Source organism: Mesorhizobium robiniae (genome assembly GCF_040545535.1).
Lineage (GTDB): Bacteria > Pseudomonadota > Alphaproteobacteria > Rhizobiales > Rhizobiaceae > Mesorhizobium > Mesorhizobium robiniae.
Genome location: NZ_JBEPMC010000017.1, coordinates 106,036 through 122,343, shown reverse-complemented (window position 1 = coordinate 122,343; position 16,308 = coordinate 106,036). Strand labels below are relative to the sequence as shown.

The window sequence follows — 16,308 nt, the reverse complement described above, 5'->3', positions numbered from 1 at the left end:
GTCGTCTCGCTCGAAGAAGGCTACGGCCCCTTCACGATCGACAGCTATGTTCCGCATGTCGTCGGCGGCTTGAAGTGGACGCAGGGCTGGGGCGCAATCTCCGGCGTCGTTGCTTACGACAGCAACTACGAAGAAGTCGCCGGCAAGGTTCGCCTCGACATCACGCCGATGGAGAACCTGTCGCTGTTCATCATGGGCGGCTACGGCACCGACGACAACTACACGGACGCCACCTGGGCAATTCCTGCTGGCGGTCGCGGCATGTACAAGCTGTGGGGCGGCAACTGGGCAGTCTGGGGCGGTGGTACCTACACCATCAACGAGAAGACCTCGTTCAACGCTCAGCTTTCCTATGACGAAGACGAGAACTTCGCCGTGGCGGCTAACATTGCCTACGACATCGTTCCTGGTCTGACGATCACGGCCGAAGTCGACTACATCAGCATGGGCGACTCCAACTGGACCGGTATTGAAGCCGGTGACGACGACGCCATCGGCGGTATCCTCCGCTTCCAGCGCTCGTTCTAAGGGCTGGTTCTATACAGGTGAAATCCAGCCCGGGCGCTTCAACGCCCGGGCTGTTCTGTTTCGTGACTGGATCAAGGAAAACAGAAGGAACAGGGGGTAACGGTAGCTGAATAGAGTCCGTGGGATGATTTCGTGGGATCCGTTGATGGCGGATGAAATCACAATCGCGTGATTCAAAACTCTTGAAAGGGCGCTTCCAAGCGGATAGGTCTGATCCTATCCACCCGGGGGTGTGGCGAATGATGACGAATGATGCGATTCAAGAGGATGAACCCTCTGATCATTTTTCGGTTTTTTCTTCTCAGATTTCTAAGATAAAATACAGTTATAACAAGATCAGAGAAGTAAAGTCATACAAGGTCGGAGAGCTATTTTCAGCATATCGGGACATACTTTGGGATGATGGGCGGCATAAATACAATGTCAGCTCCTTCATCGGCGAAATAGACGAGATTCTCCTTGGGGAGCGTTTCAGCGCCTTTGACCAGAGTACCCTGGACAACCTTATCGGCACCTTGCGCCAGCGCGGCAACAGCAACGCAACCATCAACCGGAAGATGGCTGCTCTCAGCAAACTGCTGCGCAAGGCTCACAAGATGGGGGATATCCACAGCCTGCCCGAGTTCCGCCGCCAGAAGGAGCGGGCGGGACGGATTCGCTTCATCGAGCGGGACGAGGAAGCCCAGCTGTTCGCCGCCATAAGGAGGCGCAGCGAGGATGCTTACCGGCTTTCCGTCTTTCTCGTCGACACCGGTTGTCGCCTCGGCGAGGCGCTGGGCTTGATCTGGAATGATATCCAGGAGCACCGCGTCAGCTTCTGGATCACCAAATCCGGCCGCAGCCGCACCATTCCACTCACCGCCCGGACCAAGGAGGTGATCAAGCTGCCGGTCACCGAGGGCCGTCGGCCCAAAGGTCCGTTCACCAAGCTCAGCCAGGCGCAGTTTCGCGCCATCTGGAACGATGCGAAGGCCGAGGTCGGTCTTGGCGCCGACGAACAGGTGGTGCCGCACATTCTGCGCCACACCTGTGCCTCGCGCCTTGTCCAGGGCGGCATAGATATCAGGCGCGTGCAGATGTGGCTTGGCCACCAGACGCTCTCGATGACCATGCGCTACGCGCATCTTGCCACGAACGATCTTGACGGCTGCGTCGTCGTGCTGGAAGCGCCTCGGTGCAATGGGTCGGACGCGGAAATTCCTTTGGCTTCCGCTACAGCGCAGCAAACAAGGAACGAGCCTGCCGCGGTGAAAACCAAGGCGCCCCGCAAAAGTTCAAAGTCAGCATAAGCCCGCCGAATTCAAGTAAAACCTCCTGGATTGAAGTCGATCCAGGAGGTTTTACTTTGAGCGGACCTGTCGCTCGGCCATACCCAGAAAACCGGCAATGGCGCCGGGCAGGCGGCCGGTCTCAAGGAAAGGCGCATGGCCTTGGCCTTCGACCGTGATCGTCTCGATATGGCGATGACGCTTTCGCATCTGTTCGAGCGTCTCGATGGATAGCAGCTTCGAATTGGCGCCACGGATAGTGAGCAAGGGTATAGCCGTCAGCGCTTCGAACTGCGGCCATAGTGCCGGCAACGGCTGGGTCAGATCGAGTCCGGCCAGCGTGTCGACCAGCCTCGGGTCGAAATCCGGCAACAACCCTTCATCCGTCTCCCGGTAGAGGGCCGATACCATCCGATCCCAATCCGCCCCGGTCAGGGCTGGAAAGTCGCTGCCATGCGCGCCGCGCAAGGCACTGATCGCCTCGGCATGCGTTTTTGGCTCCGGCGCGGGCTCGAGATAGGAGCGGATATGGGCGAGGCCGGCGGCCTCGACCGCTGGGCCGATGTCGTTGAGAACGATGGCTTTCAGCACGGATGGCCGCATCGCCCCGAGCACATGGATGATCAGCCCGCCGCGCGATGTACCGATGAATGCGGCCTCTTCGATAGCAAGCGCCGCCAGCCCGGCGAGGATATCACCGGCTTCGACGCCGACAGTGTAGTGGCTGATATCGGGGTCGTAGGCGGACTGGCCGCGCCCGCGATAGTCGAAGGCGATGATTTTTCGCGGTCTTTCCGCCCGTCGCGACAGGTGCAGCGCCAGCTCATGAAAGTCGCGGCTATTGCGGGTGAGGCCGGGCAGGCAGACGACCGGCCAGTGGCCGGAGTTCGCATCGCCGTAGATACGGGCGTGGAGTTTCAGCCCGTCCGGCGAGGCGTAGAAGAAGTCAAAAAAACCGCTCGACATTTGGACTCGATTCCTCGCCGTTGCCGGATCCTCCCGACTGCTACAGGCGAGGGGCGGGGTGGTCAAATCGACTTCGTCGTCGGCAGGGCAGAGGGGGTGCGAAGGATCGCCAGCCTCTGGCCTAATCTGCCTTCCTTTGGTTCAACTCCGCCCGTTAACCAGGTCTCCCACAATGTCGTACTTCCCGGAAATACGCATCTTGTAGACCTCGTAATTCTCCATCACGCGCTGGACGTAACTTCTTGTTTCCGTGTAGGGAATCCGCTCGATCCAGTCGACGACGGCGTCAATGTCCTTGCCGCGCGGGTCGCCGTATTTTGCCACCCACTGGGCGGCGCGGCGGGGGCCGGCATTGTAGCCGGCGAAGGTCAGCACATAGGAGCCGTCGAAGCGGCCGAGCTGCTCGCCAAGGAAGGCGGCGCCCAGCGTCGCATTGTAGCCGGCGTCGGTGGTCAGCCGCGCCTGCGAGAAGGTCATTCCGGCTTTCTTCGCCAATTGCCTGGCGGTATCAGGCATCAGCTGCAGCAGGCCGCGCGCGCCGGCGCTGGAGACGGCGCCGATGTTGAACTCGCTTTCCTGGCGGGCGATCGCGTAGGCCAGCGCCTTGCCCGAGCCGGAAATGTTGGCAGTGTCGGGAATGACGCCGAGCGGATGCGACAGCGCGCCGACATCGATGCCGCGCGCGCCGGCGATCTTGCCGACTTTCAGCGCCAGGAAATGATTGCCCTGCTTTTCCGCCATCAGGGCGAGCAACGCCAGCTCTCCGGGGCTGGTCAACTGTCCGGCGAGGTCGCGGTAAAGTGTGTCGGCGTAGCGCTCATAGCCAGCCTCCTGCAGTCGCTTGATGGCACTGACCGCCTCGCGATTGGCGAAATTCCGGCGGTCGGCGGCGCTTGGCGAGGGATAGGCGATGTTGAGGACCTGCCGGCCGACGCGCTCGCCGGCGAGCTGGCCGTAGAAGGTCGTGCCGTAGGCGGCGGCACGGGTGAAATGATCCTTCGCACTGCCGGGACCACCGGCTTCGGCCGCACGGCCGAGCCAATAATAGGCACGCGACAGCGATATCGGCCCCTGGGTGAGATCGGCGATCCGCGCGAAATGCCTGGCAGCGATGTTGGGGTCGTTGAGACCGCGCAGCGCATACCAGCCGGCATGGAACTCTGCATCCGCCGCGTTGGCAGCACTTTCGGCGGCATGTGCTGCGACGATCCTGTAGGCGGTCTTCATGTCGCCCTGGTCGACCAGTTCGCGCGACAATACTCGACGCTCGACCCACCAAGTATCCGGATCGACCAGCGCATTGCGATCGCTTGGCGCCGTCATCATCATTGCGGCGGCGGCGGAAAACTTCTCCTGTTTGCGCAAATATTCGGCCTGCGCGAAGACAAAGCCGGCCGAACGCTGCGCGGCGGGCACCGCCCTCAGCAGTTTCGCCGCGTTCTTGTCGCCCCGGTCCGCCGCCGCCCAGGCGTCCGCCAGTTGCTGGGCGCCGGCAAGGCCGGCGACACGCAGCGCGGAATTGACCCGGTTGGCATAGAACATGCGCTCCATGCGGAAACGGTGGTCAGCTACGGGGATCAGCTTGCCGAACTCCTGGATGATGTCAGCTTCGTCCCTGGCTTCCAGTTTTTCGGTGCGCCAGAAAGGCGACAGCACCGAGCGTGCCGCCTTGACGTTGCCCCGCGACACGTAGGAGCGGGCGAGGATCATCACGCCCTCGACTGTTTGCGGCTGGCTGCCGCCGAATGCCTGCACCACGATCTCAGGCGCGGGGTTCTCGCGGTAGAGTGCGCGCTCGCTGTTCTTGCGCAAGGCGATCGTGCCCGGCCAGTTCGGCAGCATTTTCGCAGCATCGGCGATCTCGCCGCTTGGCACCTTGTCGCCGCCATAGAGGGCAATCGCCCAAGCAAGGATATGCTGGTCGAGCGAATTAACCGGCAGGGTCTCGCGCACTTTTCGCGCATCGGCAATGTCGTTTGCCGCCAGCGCATCGAGGCCGCTCTTCAGCCTGGCGACGCTGGCGGATGGAGATCCCGTATTCGGCAGGCCCATATTCTGCAGGCCGGTATCCTGCAGGCTTGGCATCGGAATGGCCGACGTGACCTGCGCATCGACGTTGCCGGTGGCCGCCACGCTCGGCGTCATCAGGAGGATTGCGCCGAACAGCGCGACAAAATGAGGCTGCCTGGTCGGCATGGTCGTCATCATTTCCTGTCTTACACATAACCAACAGGCACAGATCAACTGAAGCCTAGTCGGCTGCTATGAAGAGCCGGTAAATAAAGGGTAATCAAGGTCGTTCAAATTGCGCTTTCTGGCACTACTGCCATGCTTGCCGCGCAACAGTGTCGAGACTATGGTGCGCCGCTTCGCTTTCGGGTAGAAGGCGCGCGACAAGAAATACCAAGAACCAGAGAAGTCCCAAGGAGTTGGACGACATGCTGAGAGGCTCGCTTACCGCGCTCGTAACCCCGTTCGAAAAGAGCGGCCGTTTCGACGAGAAAGCCTTTCGCGCATTCATCGCTTGGCAGATCGCCGAAGGCACGACGGGCGTGGTTCCGGTCGGCACGACAGGCGAGTCGCCAACACTGTCGCATGACGAGCACCGCCAAGTCGTCAAGGTCTGCATCGAGGTGGCCAATGGCCGGGTTCCGGTCGTCGCCGGCGCGGGCTCCAACAACACCGAAGAGGCGGTCGGCCTGGTGCAATATGCCGAGAAGGCTGGCGCCGACGCGGCACTCGTTGTGACGCCCTACTATAACAGGCCGACGCAGCGCGGGCTCTATGCGCATTTCGCCGCGGTTGCCAAGGCGACCAGCCTGCCGATCATCATCTACAACATTCCGCCGCGCTCGGTGATCGACATGATGCCCGAGACGATGGGCCAGCTGGCGCACGACTTCAAAAACATCGTCGGCGTCAAGGATGCCACCGGGAAGGTTGAGCGCGTGTCCGAGCAACGCGCCACCTGCGGCAAGGATTTCATCCAGCTTTCGGGCGAGGACGCCTCAGCGCTCGGCTTCAACGCCCATGGCGGCGTGGGCTGCATCTCGGTGACGTCGAATGTCGCGCCCAGGCTCTGCGCCGAATTCCAGGAGGCGACGCTTTCCGGCGACAACGCCAAGGCGCTGGAGCTGCAGGACCGCCTGCTGCCGCTGCACAAGGCGATTTTCCTGGAGCCCGGCGTGTCCGGCGCCAAATATGCGCTGTCGAAGCTCGGCAAGGTCGAGAACGTGCTGCGTTCGCCGCTAGTCACCGTCGAGCAGTCGACCGCCGAAAAGATCGATGCGGCGATGAAGCACGCCGGCTTGATTAATTAGCGATGAGGCGCCACCTCTCCGCATCATGAACCAGGTCAGAAAAGCCGATCCCAACAACAAGACCGTCGCGGAAAACCGCAAGGCGCGGTTTTCCTATGAGGTGCTCGACACGATCGAGGCCGGCTTGGTGCTGACCGGCACCGAGGTGAAGTCGCTGCGCCAGGGCCAGGCCAACATCCAGGACAGTTACGCCTCGGTCGAGGGCGGCGAGATCTGGCTGATCAACTCCTATCTGCCGGAATATCTTCAGGCCAACCGCTTCAACCACGAGCCGCGCCGGCGCCGCAAACTCCTGCTCAACAAGCGCGAGATGGCCAAGCTGTCGCAGAGCGTCGACCGCGAAGGCATGACGCTGGTGCCGCTAAAAATCTATTTCAACGACCAGGGCCGGGCCAAGGTGCTGCTGGCCGTTGGCCGCGGCAAGAAACTACACGACAAGCGCGAGACCGAAAAGCAGCGCGACTGGTCGCGCGAGAAGGGCCGGCTGCTGAAGGAGCGTGGGTAGGCTGGGAACCACTCTTTTGAAGAAGCCGATCGTGCTGTGGGGGGCGGCCAGCCTGATCCTGGCATGCCTGCTCGTCGCGGCCGGCTATTTCTACTTCCAGCTGTTTTCTCCGGACCGCAGCAAATATCCGGTCAGGGGTATCGACGTTTCCCATCATCAGCGGCAGATCGACTGGCGCCGTGTTGCCGCCGACGACGTTGCCTTCGCCGTGATCAAGGCGACCGAGGGCGGCGACCATGTCGACGATGCTTTTGCCACCAATTTGCGGGAAGCCCGCGCCGCCGGTCTTACCGTCGGCGCCTACCATTTCTTCACCTTCTGCAGGCCTGGCGCCGATCAGGCGCGCAATTTCATCTCCGTCGTGCCGCGCGATCAACCGCTGCTGCCGCCGGTGGTGGATATCGAATTCGTCGGCAATTGCCCGCGGCGGCCATCGCCCGAAGAATTGCATGCCGAACTCTCGGCCTTCCTGCGCCCCGTCGAGGCAGCCTTCGGCAAGACGGCGATCCTCTACGTGACCGACGAGGCTGCGCGGGTCTATGCCGGCCAGATCGTCGGCCGCCCGCACTGGGTTCGTTCGCTGGCGCTGTGGCCAGGTCATGACGACTGGATCTATTGGCAATACCACGACAAGGGTCGCGTCGACGGCATCACCGGCGATGTCGATCTGAATGTCCTTCAGGGCGGGCAGGAAACGCTGACGACACTGTCCGCAGCGCCACCTGAATCGATGCCTTCAGAAACCCCGCGAACACCCTGAACGGATTCAGGAATATCGCCACTGGTGAGGCGCTTCTCGGTCTCTCTTACGCCGCCTGCGATGTCTGCGGGCTGAGGACAACATTCGCATCGCCCCAGACCTTCAGGGCGGTGATCACCGGTTCCAGGCTCCTGCCGCGCGGCGTCAGGCTGTATTCCACCTTCGGCGGCACTTGCGGGTAGATCTTGCGCGCAATCAGTTCATCCGCCTCCAGCTCGCGGAGCTGGTTGGTCAACATACGCTGCGTGCAGTTTGGTATCCGCCGGCGAATCTCGTTGAAGCGCAGCGTGCCCTCAAACAGATGGAAGAGCACGACGCCTTTCCACTTTCCGTCGATGTAGCGGAGCGTCCCCTCCACGGTGCAGCCGGGGCTGCAATCAAATCGCTCGTGGCGAATACGCGGCATGACGGTATCCTTTTCGACACTATGTGCTTTATATGTGCATTCTTGCGCATGATGATCGTAGACAGCATGTCTAGACCATGATCCCGAAAAGTGGAACCCGGTTTTCGGAAAAGGTCATGGTCAAACAAAAAGATGCACAACAGCGATCATGGAGATGAAGATGCGCGCCGTCGGTTATCAAATCCCAGCTCCCATCACCGACGAGGCATCCCTCGTCGATATCGAACTGCCGAAGCCCGAGCCCAAAGGCCGCGACCTGCTGGTCGAGGTGAAGGCGATCTCGGTCAACCCGGTCGACACCAAGGTGCGGCGCAGCTCCGCTCCCGAAGCCGGCCAATGGCGGGTGCTCGGCTGGGATGCCGCCGGCCGCGTTGTCGCGACCGGCGCGAATGCGAGTCTGTTCAGGCCCGGCGACGATGTCTTCTATGCAGGCGCTTTTGCGCCGCCAGGCACCAATGCCGAATTCCATCTCGTCGACGAGCGGCTCGTCGGCCGCAAGCCGACCTCGCTCGGCTATGCCGAGGCGGCAGCGCTGCCGCTGACGACGCTTACCGCCTGGGAGACCCTGTTCGATCGTCTCGACGTCAGGAAGCCTGTCGCGGGAGCGGCATCCGCCATCCTGATCATTGGCGGCGCCGGCGGCGTCGGATCGATCGCAGTGCAGCTTGCCAGACAGCTGACCGGGCTGACGGTGATTGCCACCGCGTCGAGGCCCGAAACACGGGACTGGGCGCGCGGGCTCGGCGCCAACCACGTCGTCGATCATTCCAGGCCGCTGGCCGCCGAAGTCGCGGCACTTGGCATCGGCGCCCCCAGTTTCGTGTTCTCGACGACGAACACGCATCAGCATCTGGCCGAGATCGCCGAATTGATCGCACCGCAAGGACGTTTCGCGGTTATCGACGATCCGAAGTCGCTCGACATCAACCCATTCAAGCGCAAGAGCGTCTCGGTACACTGGGAGCTCATGTTTACCCGCTCGATGTTCGAGACGGCGGACATGGCGGCGCAAGGCGAACATCTGAACGAATTGGCCGGGCTCGTCGACACTGGTACGATCCGCACGACGCTTGGCGAGACAGGCGGTCTCATCAATGCCGCCAACTTGAAGCGCGCCCATGCATTGATCGAAAGCGGCAAGGCCAAGGGCAAGATTGTCCTGGAGGGCTTTTAGCCAGCCTGACGACCGCCGTCCGACTCTATTCCTGCAAAAATGCTGCTATATCACTGAATACGTTGAGGAACATCGCTTCCGTTAGCACGCCGGTGTTGGTGTTGTAGCGTGAGCAATGATAACTGGAAAACAGCGTGATGCCGCCGGCCTGCTGCTGTCCGCCATGCCGGAAGGGGTGGGCGGCAACACGCCCTCCCAGCGCCCGCACGGTCGACTGGTGCGCGATCGAGCCCAGTGCCAGCACGGCGCGCAGATTTTTAAACCGCGCGATCGTCGGCACCAGGAACGTCCGGCAGGTGGCAATCTCGGCGCCGACCGGCTTGTTCTCCGGCGGCACGCAGCGAACCGCATTGGTTATCGCCGTGCCGACGAGCTCCAGCCCGTCATCGGGCCGCGCTTTGAATTGGCCGCGGGCAAAGCCATGTGCGATCAGCGTGTTGTAGAGCAGGTCGCCGGCATAATCGCCGGTGAAGGGGCGTCCGGTGCGGTTTGCGCCGCGCAGGCCCGGCGCCAGTCCGACGATCAAAAGCCGTACCGCATCCTCGCCCTCGGGCGGCAGGAAGGTCGGTACCGGCGCGTTGAACCAGGACGGCTCGCGCTGCCGCCATTGCGCGATAAAATCATGCAGCCGCGGGCAGAGCGGGCAGTCGCGATCGGGCTCGGGGGAGGCGACCGACGGCGCGGTCAAGACCGCTGTCAATAGTCGTCCTCATCGGCTTCGGCAGGCTCGGGCCGACGCACCGGCCGCTCCGACGGATCGCGGCCGACCTCACTCTTCAGCGTCATCAAGTCGATGAAATGGTCGGCCTGGCGGCGCAGATCGTCGGAGATCATCGGCGGCTGCGAAGCCATGGTGGAGACGATCGAGACCTTGCGGCCGCGCCGCTGCAGTGCCTCGACCAGGGTGCGGAAATCGCCGTCGCCGGAAAAGATGACATAGTGGTCGACGACGTCGGCGAGTTCCAACGCATCGACGGTCAGCTCGATGTCCATATTGCCCTTGATCTTGCGGCGGCCGGTCGAATCGGTGAACTCCTTGGCCGGCTTGGTCACCACCTTGAAGCCGTTATAGTCGAGCCAGTCGATCAGCGGCCGGATCGAGGAGTATTCCTGATCCTCAACCAGCGCGGTGTAATAGTAAGCGCGCAGCAGGTAGCCGCGCTTCTGGAAGCTCGACAAAAGCCTGCGGTAGTCGATATCGAAACCGAGCGCGCGCGACGTGGCGTAAAGATTGGCACCATCGATGAAAAGAGCGATTTTTTCACGAGGGTCGAACATGGAAAATATTCCTTTTCGAAAATAAGCGGCCGTCTAAATGCGCGTGACTATCGGTCGGCTTGAAATAACCCACTGACCTCAGTCATTCGAGATAACGCCGGTTTTACGGCAATCCAAGGGTATGATGCTGCATAGCAAGCAATTGTGATCGGTGCCGTATCGTCGCAGGCGGCGGGCGCCCAGACCTCGCCTTGGCCGGCCCGGGGCTTGCCCCCGAACTGGCATCGCCCCTGGTCGCGGACTGGTATCGCCAAAAAGCTTGTATTTTGGCGGCGTTCAGGTTATGGACCGCGCCTGTTTTCCATTAAATCCAGGCATGAAAGGGGCAGCTCATGGCCCGCGTAACCGTTGAAGATTGCATCGACAAGGTCGATAACCGCTTCGAGCTCGTGCTTCTGGCCGGCCATCGTGCCCGTCAGATCAGCCAGGGCGCGCAGATCACCGTTCCTCGCGACAACGACAAGAATCCGGTCATCGCGCTGCGCGAGATCGCCGAAGAGACGCTGTCGCCCGACGATCTCAAGGAAGATCTGATCCACTCGCTGCAGAAGCACGTCGAGGTCGATGAGCCGGAAGCCGACGGCGAAGCGATCGCCGACCAGACCGGCACCGCCGCTGCGGCAACCGATGCCGAGGACACCGAGGACAACATCACCTTCGACCGCATGACCGAGGAAGACCTCCTGGCCGGCATCGAAGGTCTGGTACCGCCGGAAAAAAGCGACGATTATTGATCTTGGCGGCCGCTGCCGACACTTTCGCGTCGGCGGTTTCGTGGTTATCTATGACATGCGCCGTACGCCAGTGCGGCGCATGATTCATTTCAGCCTTGCGAGATCCCGCCCATGATGCGTCAGTATGAGCTTGTCGAGCGCGTCCAGCGCTACAAGCCTGACGTCAACGAGGCGCTGCTCAACAAGGCCTATGTCTACGCCATGCAGAAGCATGGTCACCAGAAACGCGCCTCCGGCGATCCCTATTTCTCGCATCCGCTCGAAGTCGCCGCCATCCTCACGGAAATGCACATGGACGAGGCGACCATCGCGGTTGCCCTGTTGCACGACACGATCGAGGACACTACGGCGACCAGGGCCGAGATCGACGAGCTGTTCGGTCCGGAAATGGGCAAGCTGGTCGAAGGCCTGACCAAGCTAAAGAAACTCGACCTCGTCTCCAAGAAGGCCGAGCAGGCGGAAAACCTGCGCAAGCTCTTGCTGGCGATCTCGGAAGACGTTCGCGTGCTGCTGGTCAAGCTCGCCGACCGCTTGCACAACATGCGCACGCTCGACCATGTGCCGGAAGCCAAGCGCCTGCGCATCGCCGAGGAAACGATGGATATCTATGCGCCGCTGGCCGGGCGTATGGGCATGCAAGGCATGCGCGAGGAGCTCGAGGAGATCGCCTTCCGCTTCATCAATCCGGAAGCCTACCGCGCCGTCACCGCCAGGCTGGCCGAAATCTTCGAGCGCAACAAGGGCGTGCTGTCCGAGATCGAGAAGGCGCTATCCACGCTGTTCGACAAATATGCGATCAAGGCCGAGGTCAAGAGCCGCCAGAAGAAGCCGTGGTCGGTGTTCCGCAAGATGGAGGCCAAGGCGCTGTCCTTCGAGCAGCTGTCCGACATTTTCGGCTTTCGCGTCGTGGTCGATACCGTCGAGGACTGCTACCGGGCGCTCGGCGCGATCCACACGACATGGTCGATGGTGCCCGGCCGCTTCAAGGACTACATCTCGACGCCGAAGCAGAACGACTACCGGTCGATCCACACCACCATCGTCGGACCGTCGCGCCAACGTGTCGAACTGCAGATCCGCACCTACCAGATGAACAAGATTGCCGAATATGGCGTTGCCGCGCATTCGATCTACAAGGACAGCGGCGGCAAGGTGAACGGCACCGCCCATGCGATCTCGAAGGAGACCAACGCCTATGCCTGGCTGCGGCGCACCATCGAGCAGCTTGCCGAAGGCGACAATCCCGAAGACTTCCTCGAAAACACCAAGCTGGAGCTGTTCCAGGACCAGGTTTTCTGCTTCACGCCCAAGGGCATGCTGATCGCGCTGCCGCGCGGCGCCACGCCGATCGATTTCGCCTACGCCGTGCACACCGATGTCGGCGACACCTGCGTTGGCGCCAAGGTCAACGGCCGCATCATGCCGCTGATGACCGAGCTGAAGAATGGCGATGAAGTCGAGATCATCCGCTCCAAGGCGCAGGTGCCGCCGGCGGCGTGGGAATCGGTCGTCGTCACCGGCAAGGCGCGCTCGGCGATCCGCCGGGCCACCAAGAATGCCATCCGCAAGCAGTATTCGGGTCTCGGCATCCGCATACTGGAACGCGCCTTCGAACGGTCAGGCAAGACCTTCACCAAGGAAAGCCTGAAGTCGGTGCTGCACCGGCTGGCGCGCAAGGACATCGAGGATGTGCTGGCTTCGGTCGGCCGAGGCGAACTTGCCTCCACCGATGTCATGAAGGCGGTCTTTCCCGACTACAAGGACGAGCGCGTGACGCTGGCCGCGCCCAAGCAGCGCGAGGAGGGCTGGTCGAAGATCCGTAACGCCGCCGGCATGCTGTTCCAGATTCCGGGACGTGCGGCACGCAAGGACAAGGACCAGCCAAAGGACGGCGCCGTGCCGATCCGCGGCGTGCGCGGCGACTTGCCGGTGCGCTTCGCGCCGGAAGGTGCCGTGCCCGGCGACCGCATCGTCGGCATCGTGCAGCCGGGAACCGGCATCACCATCTATCCGATCCAGTCACCGGCGCTGCAGGCTTTCGACGACCAGCCTGAACGTTGGATCGACGTGCGCTGGGACATAGACGAGCGCACCAAGGAGCGCTTTCCGGCGCGCGTCTCGGTCACCGCCATCAACGCGCCGGGCTCGCTGGCCGACATCGCGCAGGTCGTTGCGTCCAACGATGCCAACATCCATACATTGTCGATGGTGCGCACCGCGCCCGATTTCACCGAAATGCTGATCGATCTCGAAGTCTGGGATCTGAAGCACCTGAACCGGCTGCTGTCGCAGCTCAAGGACAATTCGAGCGTCAGCGATGCGCGGCGCGTGAATGGGTGAATAGTGAATTGTGAATAGTGAATAGTGAATAGTGAATAGTGAATAGTGAAAGAAGGGTGCTCTCACTACTCACTACCATTCACCATTCACCATTCACCATTCACAATGGACATGGAGCGAAGAATGAACACCGACGAAGTGCTGGGCATTTTCCGTGAAGCCGGTGCCGTTCTCGAAGGGCATTTCATCCTGACGTCGGGCTTGCGAAGCCCGGTCTTCCTGCAGAAGGCGCGGGTGTTCATGCATGCCGACAAGACCGAGCGCCTGTGCAAGGCGCTGGCCGAAAGGATCCGCGCCGCTGTGTCCGGGAAGATCGACTATGTCGTCGGCCCGGCGATCGGCGGCCTGATCCCGGCCTACGAGACCTCGCGCCACCTAGGCGCACCGGCGATCTGGGTCGAGCGGGAAGGGGGCGAGTTCAGGCTCCGCCGCTTCGAGATCGCCAAGGGTTCGCGCGTCGTCATCGTCGAAGACATCGTCACCACCGGCCTGTCGATCCGCGAAACCGTTGACTGCCTGCGCGCGCTTGGCGCCGATGTCGTTGCCGCTGCCTGCATCATCGACCGCTCGGCCGGCAAGACCGATGTCGGCGTGCCGCTGATCGCGCTCGCCGAATACGAGGTTCCGGCCTATCCTGCCGACAAGCTGCCGCCCGAGCTCGCCGCGATACCGGCAATCAAGCCGGGCAGCCGCAACATATAACTGAGGGCGCCGCCGTGATTGCCGGCATCGATCATTTCGTGCTGACGGTTCGCTCCGTCGATGATACCTGCGCCTTTTATCAGCGCGTGCTCGGTTTCAAGCGCGTCGACACACCGAACCTGCCGACGGCGCTGCTTTTCGGAACGCAGAAGATCAATGTGCACGAGGCAGGCCACACTTTCGAGCCGAAGGCCAAGACGCCGACTCCGGGTTCGGCGGATTTCTGCTTGGTCGCCGCCCGCCCGCTCGGCGAGATATGCGCCAGTCTCGAGGCCAATGGCGTTGCCGTCGAAGTCGGGCCGGTCGAGCGGATCGGCGCCCGTGGCCCGATGATGTCAGTGTATTTCCGCGACCCGGACGACAACCTCGTCGAGGTCAGTGAGTACAGCAGGTAACCGGCATTTTCGGCGAGAACGAAGTGCATCGGCAAAGCTGCGGCCAACGGTGTTCACGCCTGCCGCAGCGGTTAGGCCATCGTCCCGATGCGGCGAAGCTTAGTTTTGCCAAAGCCGCCGCTCAGGACAGTTCCGCTTCCACAGGGCAGTCGAGGCAAGCGGTATAGTTGCAGAGCCGGCAAATACGATATGCATGGTCCTCGGTGCTGACGAGCCCACGCAACAGCTTGGCGGCAAGTTTGCCGAGCTCTTGCAACTCCTCCGAACTTAAGACGGCGAGCGCTGACGCGAGCCCCGTCTGACGAGCAGAAAGAATAGCACTGCAGGTCGTCTCGCCCAACGGCGTGAGCCTTAGCGCTACCGCGCGATGGTCGTCAGGCGCCGAGAACCGAGCCGCCAATCCGTCCGCCACCAGTCGATCGACCAATCTGACGGTGCCCGAATGAGACAGCGACAATGCGCGGCGCAGCCTCTCGATCGACAGACCCGGTACGTGGCCAATGAGGGTGATCGCGGAAGCCGCAGGGCCGGGCTCCGGTGCTTTGGCTTGGGCCTCCCGCTGCAACGTGTCCGCGAAGGCGAGGGCCAGGGCGCCAATCACATTTTCAATCTTGGAATCAGCCATCGACAAAAAATATATGCTCGGAGCATATACATCAAGGTCGAATTATTATATGCTTGGAGCATACAAATCGAAGGAGGAAGGCCATGATTACCTCTAGAACCGCCAACGCTCCGTTCGCGGCGCGCATCAATCAAGCTGGCTGCCACCTTACCGCCGTCGGTCGCGCGGTAACCCTTTTGGGGGTGGTGCTCCCTCTGCTGTTGATCGGCATCTTGAAATTCACCGCAATCGAGATCGAGGCGCTTAGGCCATTCATCGAGAATACGCCTTGGCTGGCATGGCTCTATCCCGCGTTCGGACCTGCGGGAGCCTCCTACTTCTTGGGCGTGGTCGAACTGGTCACAGCGCTTCTGCTGATAGCATCGGTCCGCAGCGTTTGGGCTGGCCTCGTGGGAGGTGCCATCGGTTCAGTCACCTTTGCGCTGACATCCTCGACAATGCTCACCCTGCCAATCTGGGAACGGGATCTGGAGGGCTTCCCTTCCTCAACGGGTTAGGCGCCTTTCTGATCAAGGATGTCGCCTTGCTCGGAGTGAGCTTGGTCATATTGGGAAGAAGCCTTCAGCAACTCGTCTCCGACCGGGAAGTTGATCGTAGCGACGAACAACGAAATCGAGGGCTGAGAGCATGACCCTACTCGCTATCTGGCGCAGGACGGACGAACCAGGGCACGATGTCGCGCAGCTAACGCAGGCAGACCCCGGCTGGCTCTTGAATGGAGCCGCTGTCTACCTCTCAGATGCCGGCCCGGCGCGTTTGGACTACACTGTGCAACTGGCCGAAGATTGGACGACCAAATCCGGCAGCGTTCGCGGGTTCATCGGTTCCCAGTCAGTTGATCTCACAATCATCCGCAACGAGGTCGGCTGGACTGTTAATGGGCAGCGGCAGTTGGCGGTTCAGTCGATGGTGGACCTGGATTACGGCTTTACGCCGGCGACGAACCTGCAACAAATCCGCAGAATGGACCTGAAGGTCGGCGACAAGGCGGATTTTCCGGTGGCTTGGCTGGTTGCCGGCGCCTCGAGTTTGGTTGTTCTGCCGCAGACCTACCATCGTGTGAGCGAGACCGAGTACATCTACGAGGCTCCCACAGTGCCCTACCGTGCCACGCTGCTCATTCCCGACGCTGGCTTTGCTCAAGATTACCCCGACGGCTGGGTTTTCGAGGCCGGCAACGCCAGCCCTGCGCTATAGTAGCGGAACGCACCGACGCCCGCGACGTCGGCAATCTCCGCCTGCAGCAGACCCGCGGCGGCGTTTTCGTTGTTCCGTGGCCGGTGTATCGCTATATCAAAGTCGTTGTT

General features: G+C 61.6%; 18 protein-coding genes. 12 read left to right on the top strand and 6 right to left on the bottom strand.

Features of this window, described 5'->3' with window-relative positions; translation table 11 throughout:
• Positions 1 to 528, top strand: a 528-nt coding sequence (locus ABID19_RS31875) for a porin (RefSeq protein ID WP_354494662.1), incomplete at its 5' end; no start/stop codon positions are given.
• A 239-nt stretch (positions 529 to 767) separates the two neighbouring features.
• Positions 768 to 1,817: a tyrosine-type recombinase/integrase gene (locus ABID19_RS31870; protein WP_354494660.1), complete on the top strand. Its 1,050-nt coding sequence runs from the start codon at positions 768 to 770 to the stop codon at positions 1,815 to 1,817.
• A 51-nt stretch (positions 1,818 to 1,868) separates the two neighbouring features.
• On the opposite strand, the gene ABID19_RS31865 is transcribed toward ABID19_RS31870, so the two are convergent.
• The gene (locus ABID19_RS31865) at positions 1,869 to 2,762 is read right to left on the bottom strand and encodes an alpha/beta fold hydrolase (protein WP_354494658.1); all 894 of its coding nucleotides are present in this window, start codon (positions 2,760 to 2,762) and stop codon (positions 1,869 to 1,871) included.
• A gap of 141 nt (positions 2,763 to 2,903) precedes the next feature.
• On the bottom strand, positions 2,904 to 4,958 hold the full coding sequence (locus ABID19_RS31860) for a lytic transglycosylase domain-containing protein (protein ID WP_354494656.1): 2,055 nt from the start codon (positions 4,956 to 4,958) through the stop codon (positions 2,904 to 2,906).
• 242 nt (positions 4,959 to 5,200) lie between these two features.
• Between ABID19_RS31860 and dapA the strand changes: the two genes are divergently transcribed.
• The 3 genes from dapA to ABID19_RS31845 are packed head-to-tail and all read left to right on the top strand — an operon-like array spanning position 5,201 to position 7,347.
• Positions 5,201 to 6,082, top strand: coding sequence for a 4-hydroxy-tetrahydrodipicolinate synthase (gene dapA / locus ABID19_RS31855; RefSeq protein WP_354494654.1), 882 nt, complete (start codon positions 5,201 to 5,203; stop codon positions 6,080 to 6,082).
• 25 nt (positions 6,083 to 6,107) lie between these two features.
• On the top strand, positions 6,108 to 6,587 hold the full coding sequence (smpB, locus tag ABID19_RS31850; protein WP_023719895.1) for an SsrA-binding protein SmpB: 480 nt from the start codon (positions 6,108 to 6,110) through the stop codon (positions 6,585 to 6,587).
• Between the two features lie 16 nt (positions 6,588 to 6,603).
• Positions 6,604 to 7,347 (top strand): glycoside hydrolase family 25 protein, encoded by a 744-nt coding sequence (locus tag ABID19_RS31845; protein ID WP_354494652.1) that lies wholly within the window; start codon positions 6,604 to 6,606, stop codon positions 7,345 to 7,347.
• A 46-nt stretch (positions 7,348 to 7,393) separates the two neighbouring features.
• Here the strand turns inward: ABID19_RS31845 and ABID19_RS31840 are convergent, their stop codons facing one another.
• On the bottom strand, positions 7,394 to 7,753 hold the full coding sequence (locus ABID19_RS31840) for a winged helix-turn-helix transcriptional regulator (protein ID WP_354494650.1): 360 nt from the start codon (positions 7,751 to 7,753) through the stop codon (positions 7,394 to 7,396).
• A 160-nt stretch (positions 7,754 to 7,913) separates the two neighbouring features.
• Between ABID19_RS31840 and ABID19_RS31835 the strand changes: the two genes are divergently transcribed.
• Positions 7,914 to 8,927: a zinc-binding alcohol dehydrogenase family protein gene (locus ABID19_RS31835; RefSeq protein WP_354494649.1), complete on the top strand. Its 1,014-nt coding sequence runs from the start codon at positions 7,914 to 7,916 to the stop codon at positions 8,925 to 8,927.
• A 25-nt stretch (positions 8,928 to 8,952) separates the two neighbouring features.
• On the opposite strand, the gene ABID19_RS31830 is transcribed toward ABID19_RS31835, so the two are convergent.
• Positions 8,953 to 9,627 carry a uracil-DNA glycosylase gene (locus tag ABID19_RS31830; protein WP_435528783.1) on the bottom strand — a complete coding sequence of 225 codons (675 nt, stop codon included), beginning with the start codon at positions 9,625 to 9,627 and terminating at the stop codon, positions 8,953 to 8,955.
• Positions 9,624 to 10,205 (bottom strand): LabA-like NYN domain-containing protein, encoded by a 582-nt coding sequence (locus ABID19_RS31825; RefSeq protein WP_352928996.1) that lies wholly within the window; start codon positions 10,203 to 10,205, stop codon positions 9,624 to 9,626. Before ABID19_RS31825 ends, ABID19_RS31830 begins: the two co-directional genes overlap by 4 nt.
• 332 nt (positions 10,206 to 10,537) lie before the next feature.
• Between ABID19_RS31825 and rpoZ the strand changes: the two genes are divergently transcribed.
• The 4 genes from rpoZ (at position 10,538) to ABID19_RS31805 (ending at position 14,376) form a co-directional block, all read left to right on the top strand.
• Complete coding sequence (rpoZ, locus tag ABID19_RS31820; protein ID WP_354494647.1) at positions 10,538 to 10,939, top strand: DNA-directed RNA polymerase subunit omega; 402 nt, start codon at positions 10,538 to 10,540, stop codon at positions 10,937 to 10,939.
• 111 nt (positions 10,940 to 11,050) lie between these two features.
• A complete protein-coding gene (locus tag ABID19_RS31815) occupies positions 11,051 to 13,279 on the top strand; it encodes a RelA/SpoT family protein (protein WP_354494645.1) in 2,229 nt (742 codons plus the stop codon).
• A 123-nt stretch (positions 13,280 to 13,402) separates the two neighbouring features.
• Positions 13,403 to 13,981: an orotate phosphoribosyltransferase gene (gene pyrE, locus ABID19_RS31810; RefSeq protein WP_352928992.1), complete on the top strand. Its 579-nt coding sequence runs from the start codon at positions 13,403 to 13,405 to the stop codon at positions 13,979 to 13,981.
• Between the two features lie 14 nt (positions 13,982 to 13,995).
• Entirely contained in the window at positions 13,996 to 14,376 is a 381-nt protein-coding gene (locus ABID19_RS31805) for a VOC family protein (RefSeq protein WP_354494643.1), read from the top strand.
• 121 nt (positions 14,377 to 14,497) lie between these two features.
• On the opposite strand, the gene ABID19_RS31800 is transcribed toward ABID19_RS31805, so the two are convergent.
• The gene (locus tag ABID19_RS31800; RefSeq protein ID WP_354494642.1) at positions 14,498 to 15,001 is read right to left on the bottom strand and encodes a MarR family winged helix-turn-helix transcriptional regulator; all 504 of its coding nucleotides are present in this window, start codon (positions 14,999 to 15,001) and stop codon (positions 14,498 to 14,500) included.
• A gap of 83 nt (positions 15,002 to 15,084) precedes the next feature.
• Between ABID19_RS31800 and ABID19_RS31795 the strand changes: the two genes are divergently transcribed.
• Both ABID19_RS31795 and ABID19_RS31790 read left to right on the top strand, forming a co-directional pair.
• Positions 15,085 to 15,498, top strand: a complete 414-nt coding sequence (locus ABID19_RS31795) for a DUF417 family protein (protein ID WP_459077255.1) — start codon at positions 15,085 to 15,087, stop codon at positions 15,496 to 15,498.
• Positions 15,499 to 15,628: 130 nt separating this feature from the next.
• On the top strand, positions 15,629 to 16,198 hold the full coding sequence (locus ABID19_RS31790) for a putative glycolipid-binding domain-containing protein (protein ID WP_354494640.1): 570 nt from the start codon (positions 15,629 to 15,631) through the stop codon (positions 16,196 to 16,198).
• Positions 16,199 to 16,308 lie beyond the last annotated feature (110 nt).

Bases quoted from the DNA above. Each gene is read 5' to 3' on its own strand.
- ABID19_RS31795 (WP_459077255.1), top strand. From the start codon at position 15,085: ATGATTACCTCTAGAACCGCCAACGCTCCGTTCGCGGCGCGCATCAAT.
- smpB (WP_023719895.1), top strand. From the start codon at position 6,108: ATGAACCAGGTCAGAAAAGCCGATCCCAACAACAAGACCGTCGCGGAA.
- ABID19_RS31860 (WP_354494656.1), bottom strand. From the start codon at position 4,958: ATGCCGACCAGGCAGCCTCATTTTGTCGCGCTGTTCGGCGCAATCCTC.
- ABID19_RS31790 (WP_354494640.1), top strand. From the start codon at position 15,629: ATGACCCTACTCGCTATCTGGCGCAGGACGGACGAACCAGGGCACGAT.
- ABID19_RS31825 (WP_352928996.1), bottom strand. From the start codon at position 10,205: ATGTTCGACCCTCGTGAAAAAATCGCTCTTTTCATCGATGGTGCCAAT.
- ABID19_RS31800 (WP_354494642.1), bottom strand. From the start codon at position 15,001: ATGGCTGATTCCAAGATTGAAAATGTGATTGGCGCCCTGGCCCTCGCC.
- ABID19_RS31835 (WP_354494649.1), top strand. From the start codon at position 7,914: ATGCGCGCCGTCGGTTATCAAATCCCAGCTCCCATCACCGACGAGGCA.
- ABID19_RS31865 (WP_354494658.1), bottom strand. From the start codon at position 2,762: ATGTCGAGCGGTTTTTTTGACTTCTTCTACGCCTCGCCGGACGGGCTG.
- ABID19_RS31870 (WP_354494660.1), top strand. From the start codon at position 768: ATGATGACGAATGATGCGATTCAAGAGGATGAACCCTCTGATCATTTT.
- rpoZ (WP_354494647.1), top strand. From the start codon at position 10,538: ATGGCCCGCGTAACCGTTGAAGATTGCATCGACAAGGTCGATAACCGC.
- dapA (WP_354494654.1), top strand. From the start codon at position 5,201: ATGCTGAGAGGCTCGCTTACCGCGCTCGTAACCCCGTTCGAAAAGAGC.
- pyrE (WP_352928992.1), top strand. From the start codon at position 13,403: ATGAACACCGACGAAGTGCTGGGCATTTTCCGTGAAGCCGGTGCCGTT.
- ABID19_RS31815 (WP_354494645.1), top strand. From the start codon at position 11,051: ATGATGCGTCAGTATGAGCTTGTCGAGCGCGTCCAGCGCTACAAGCCT.
- ABID19_RS31840 (WP_354494650.1), bottom strand. From the start codon at position 7,753: ATGCCGCGTATTCGCCACGAGCGATTTGATTGCAGCCCCGGCTGCACC.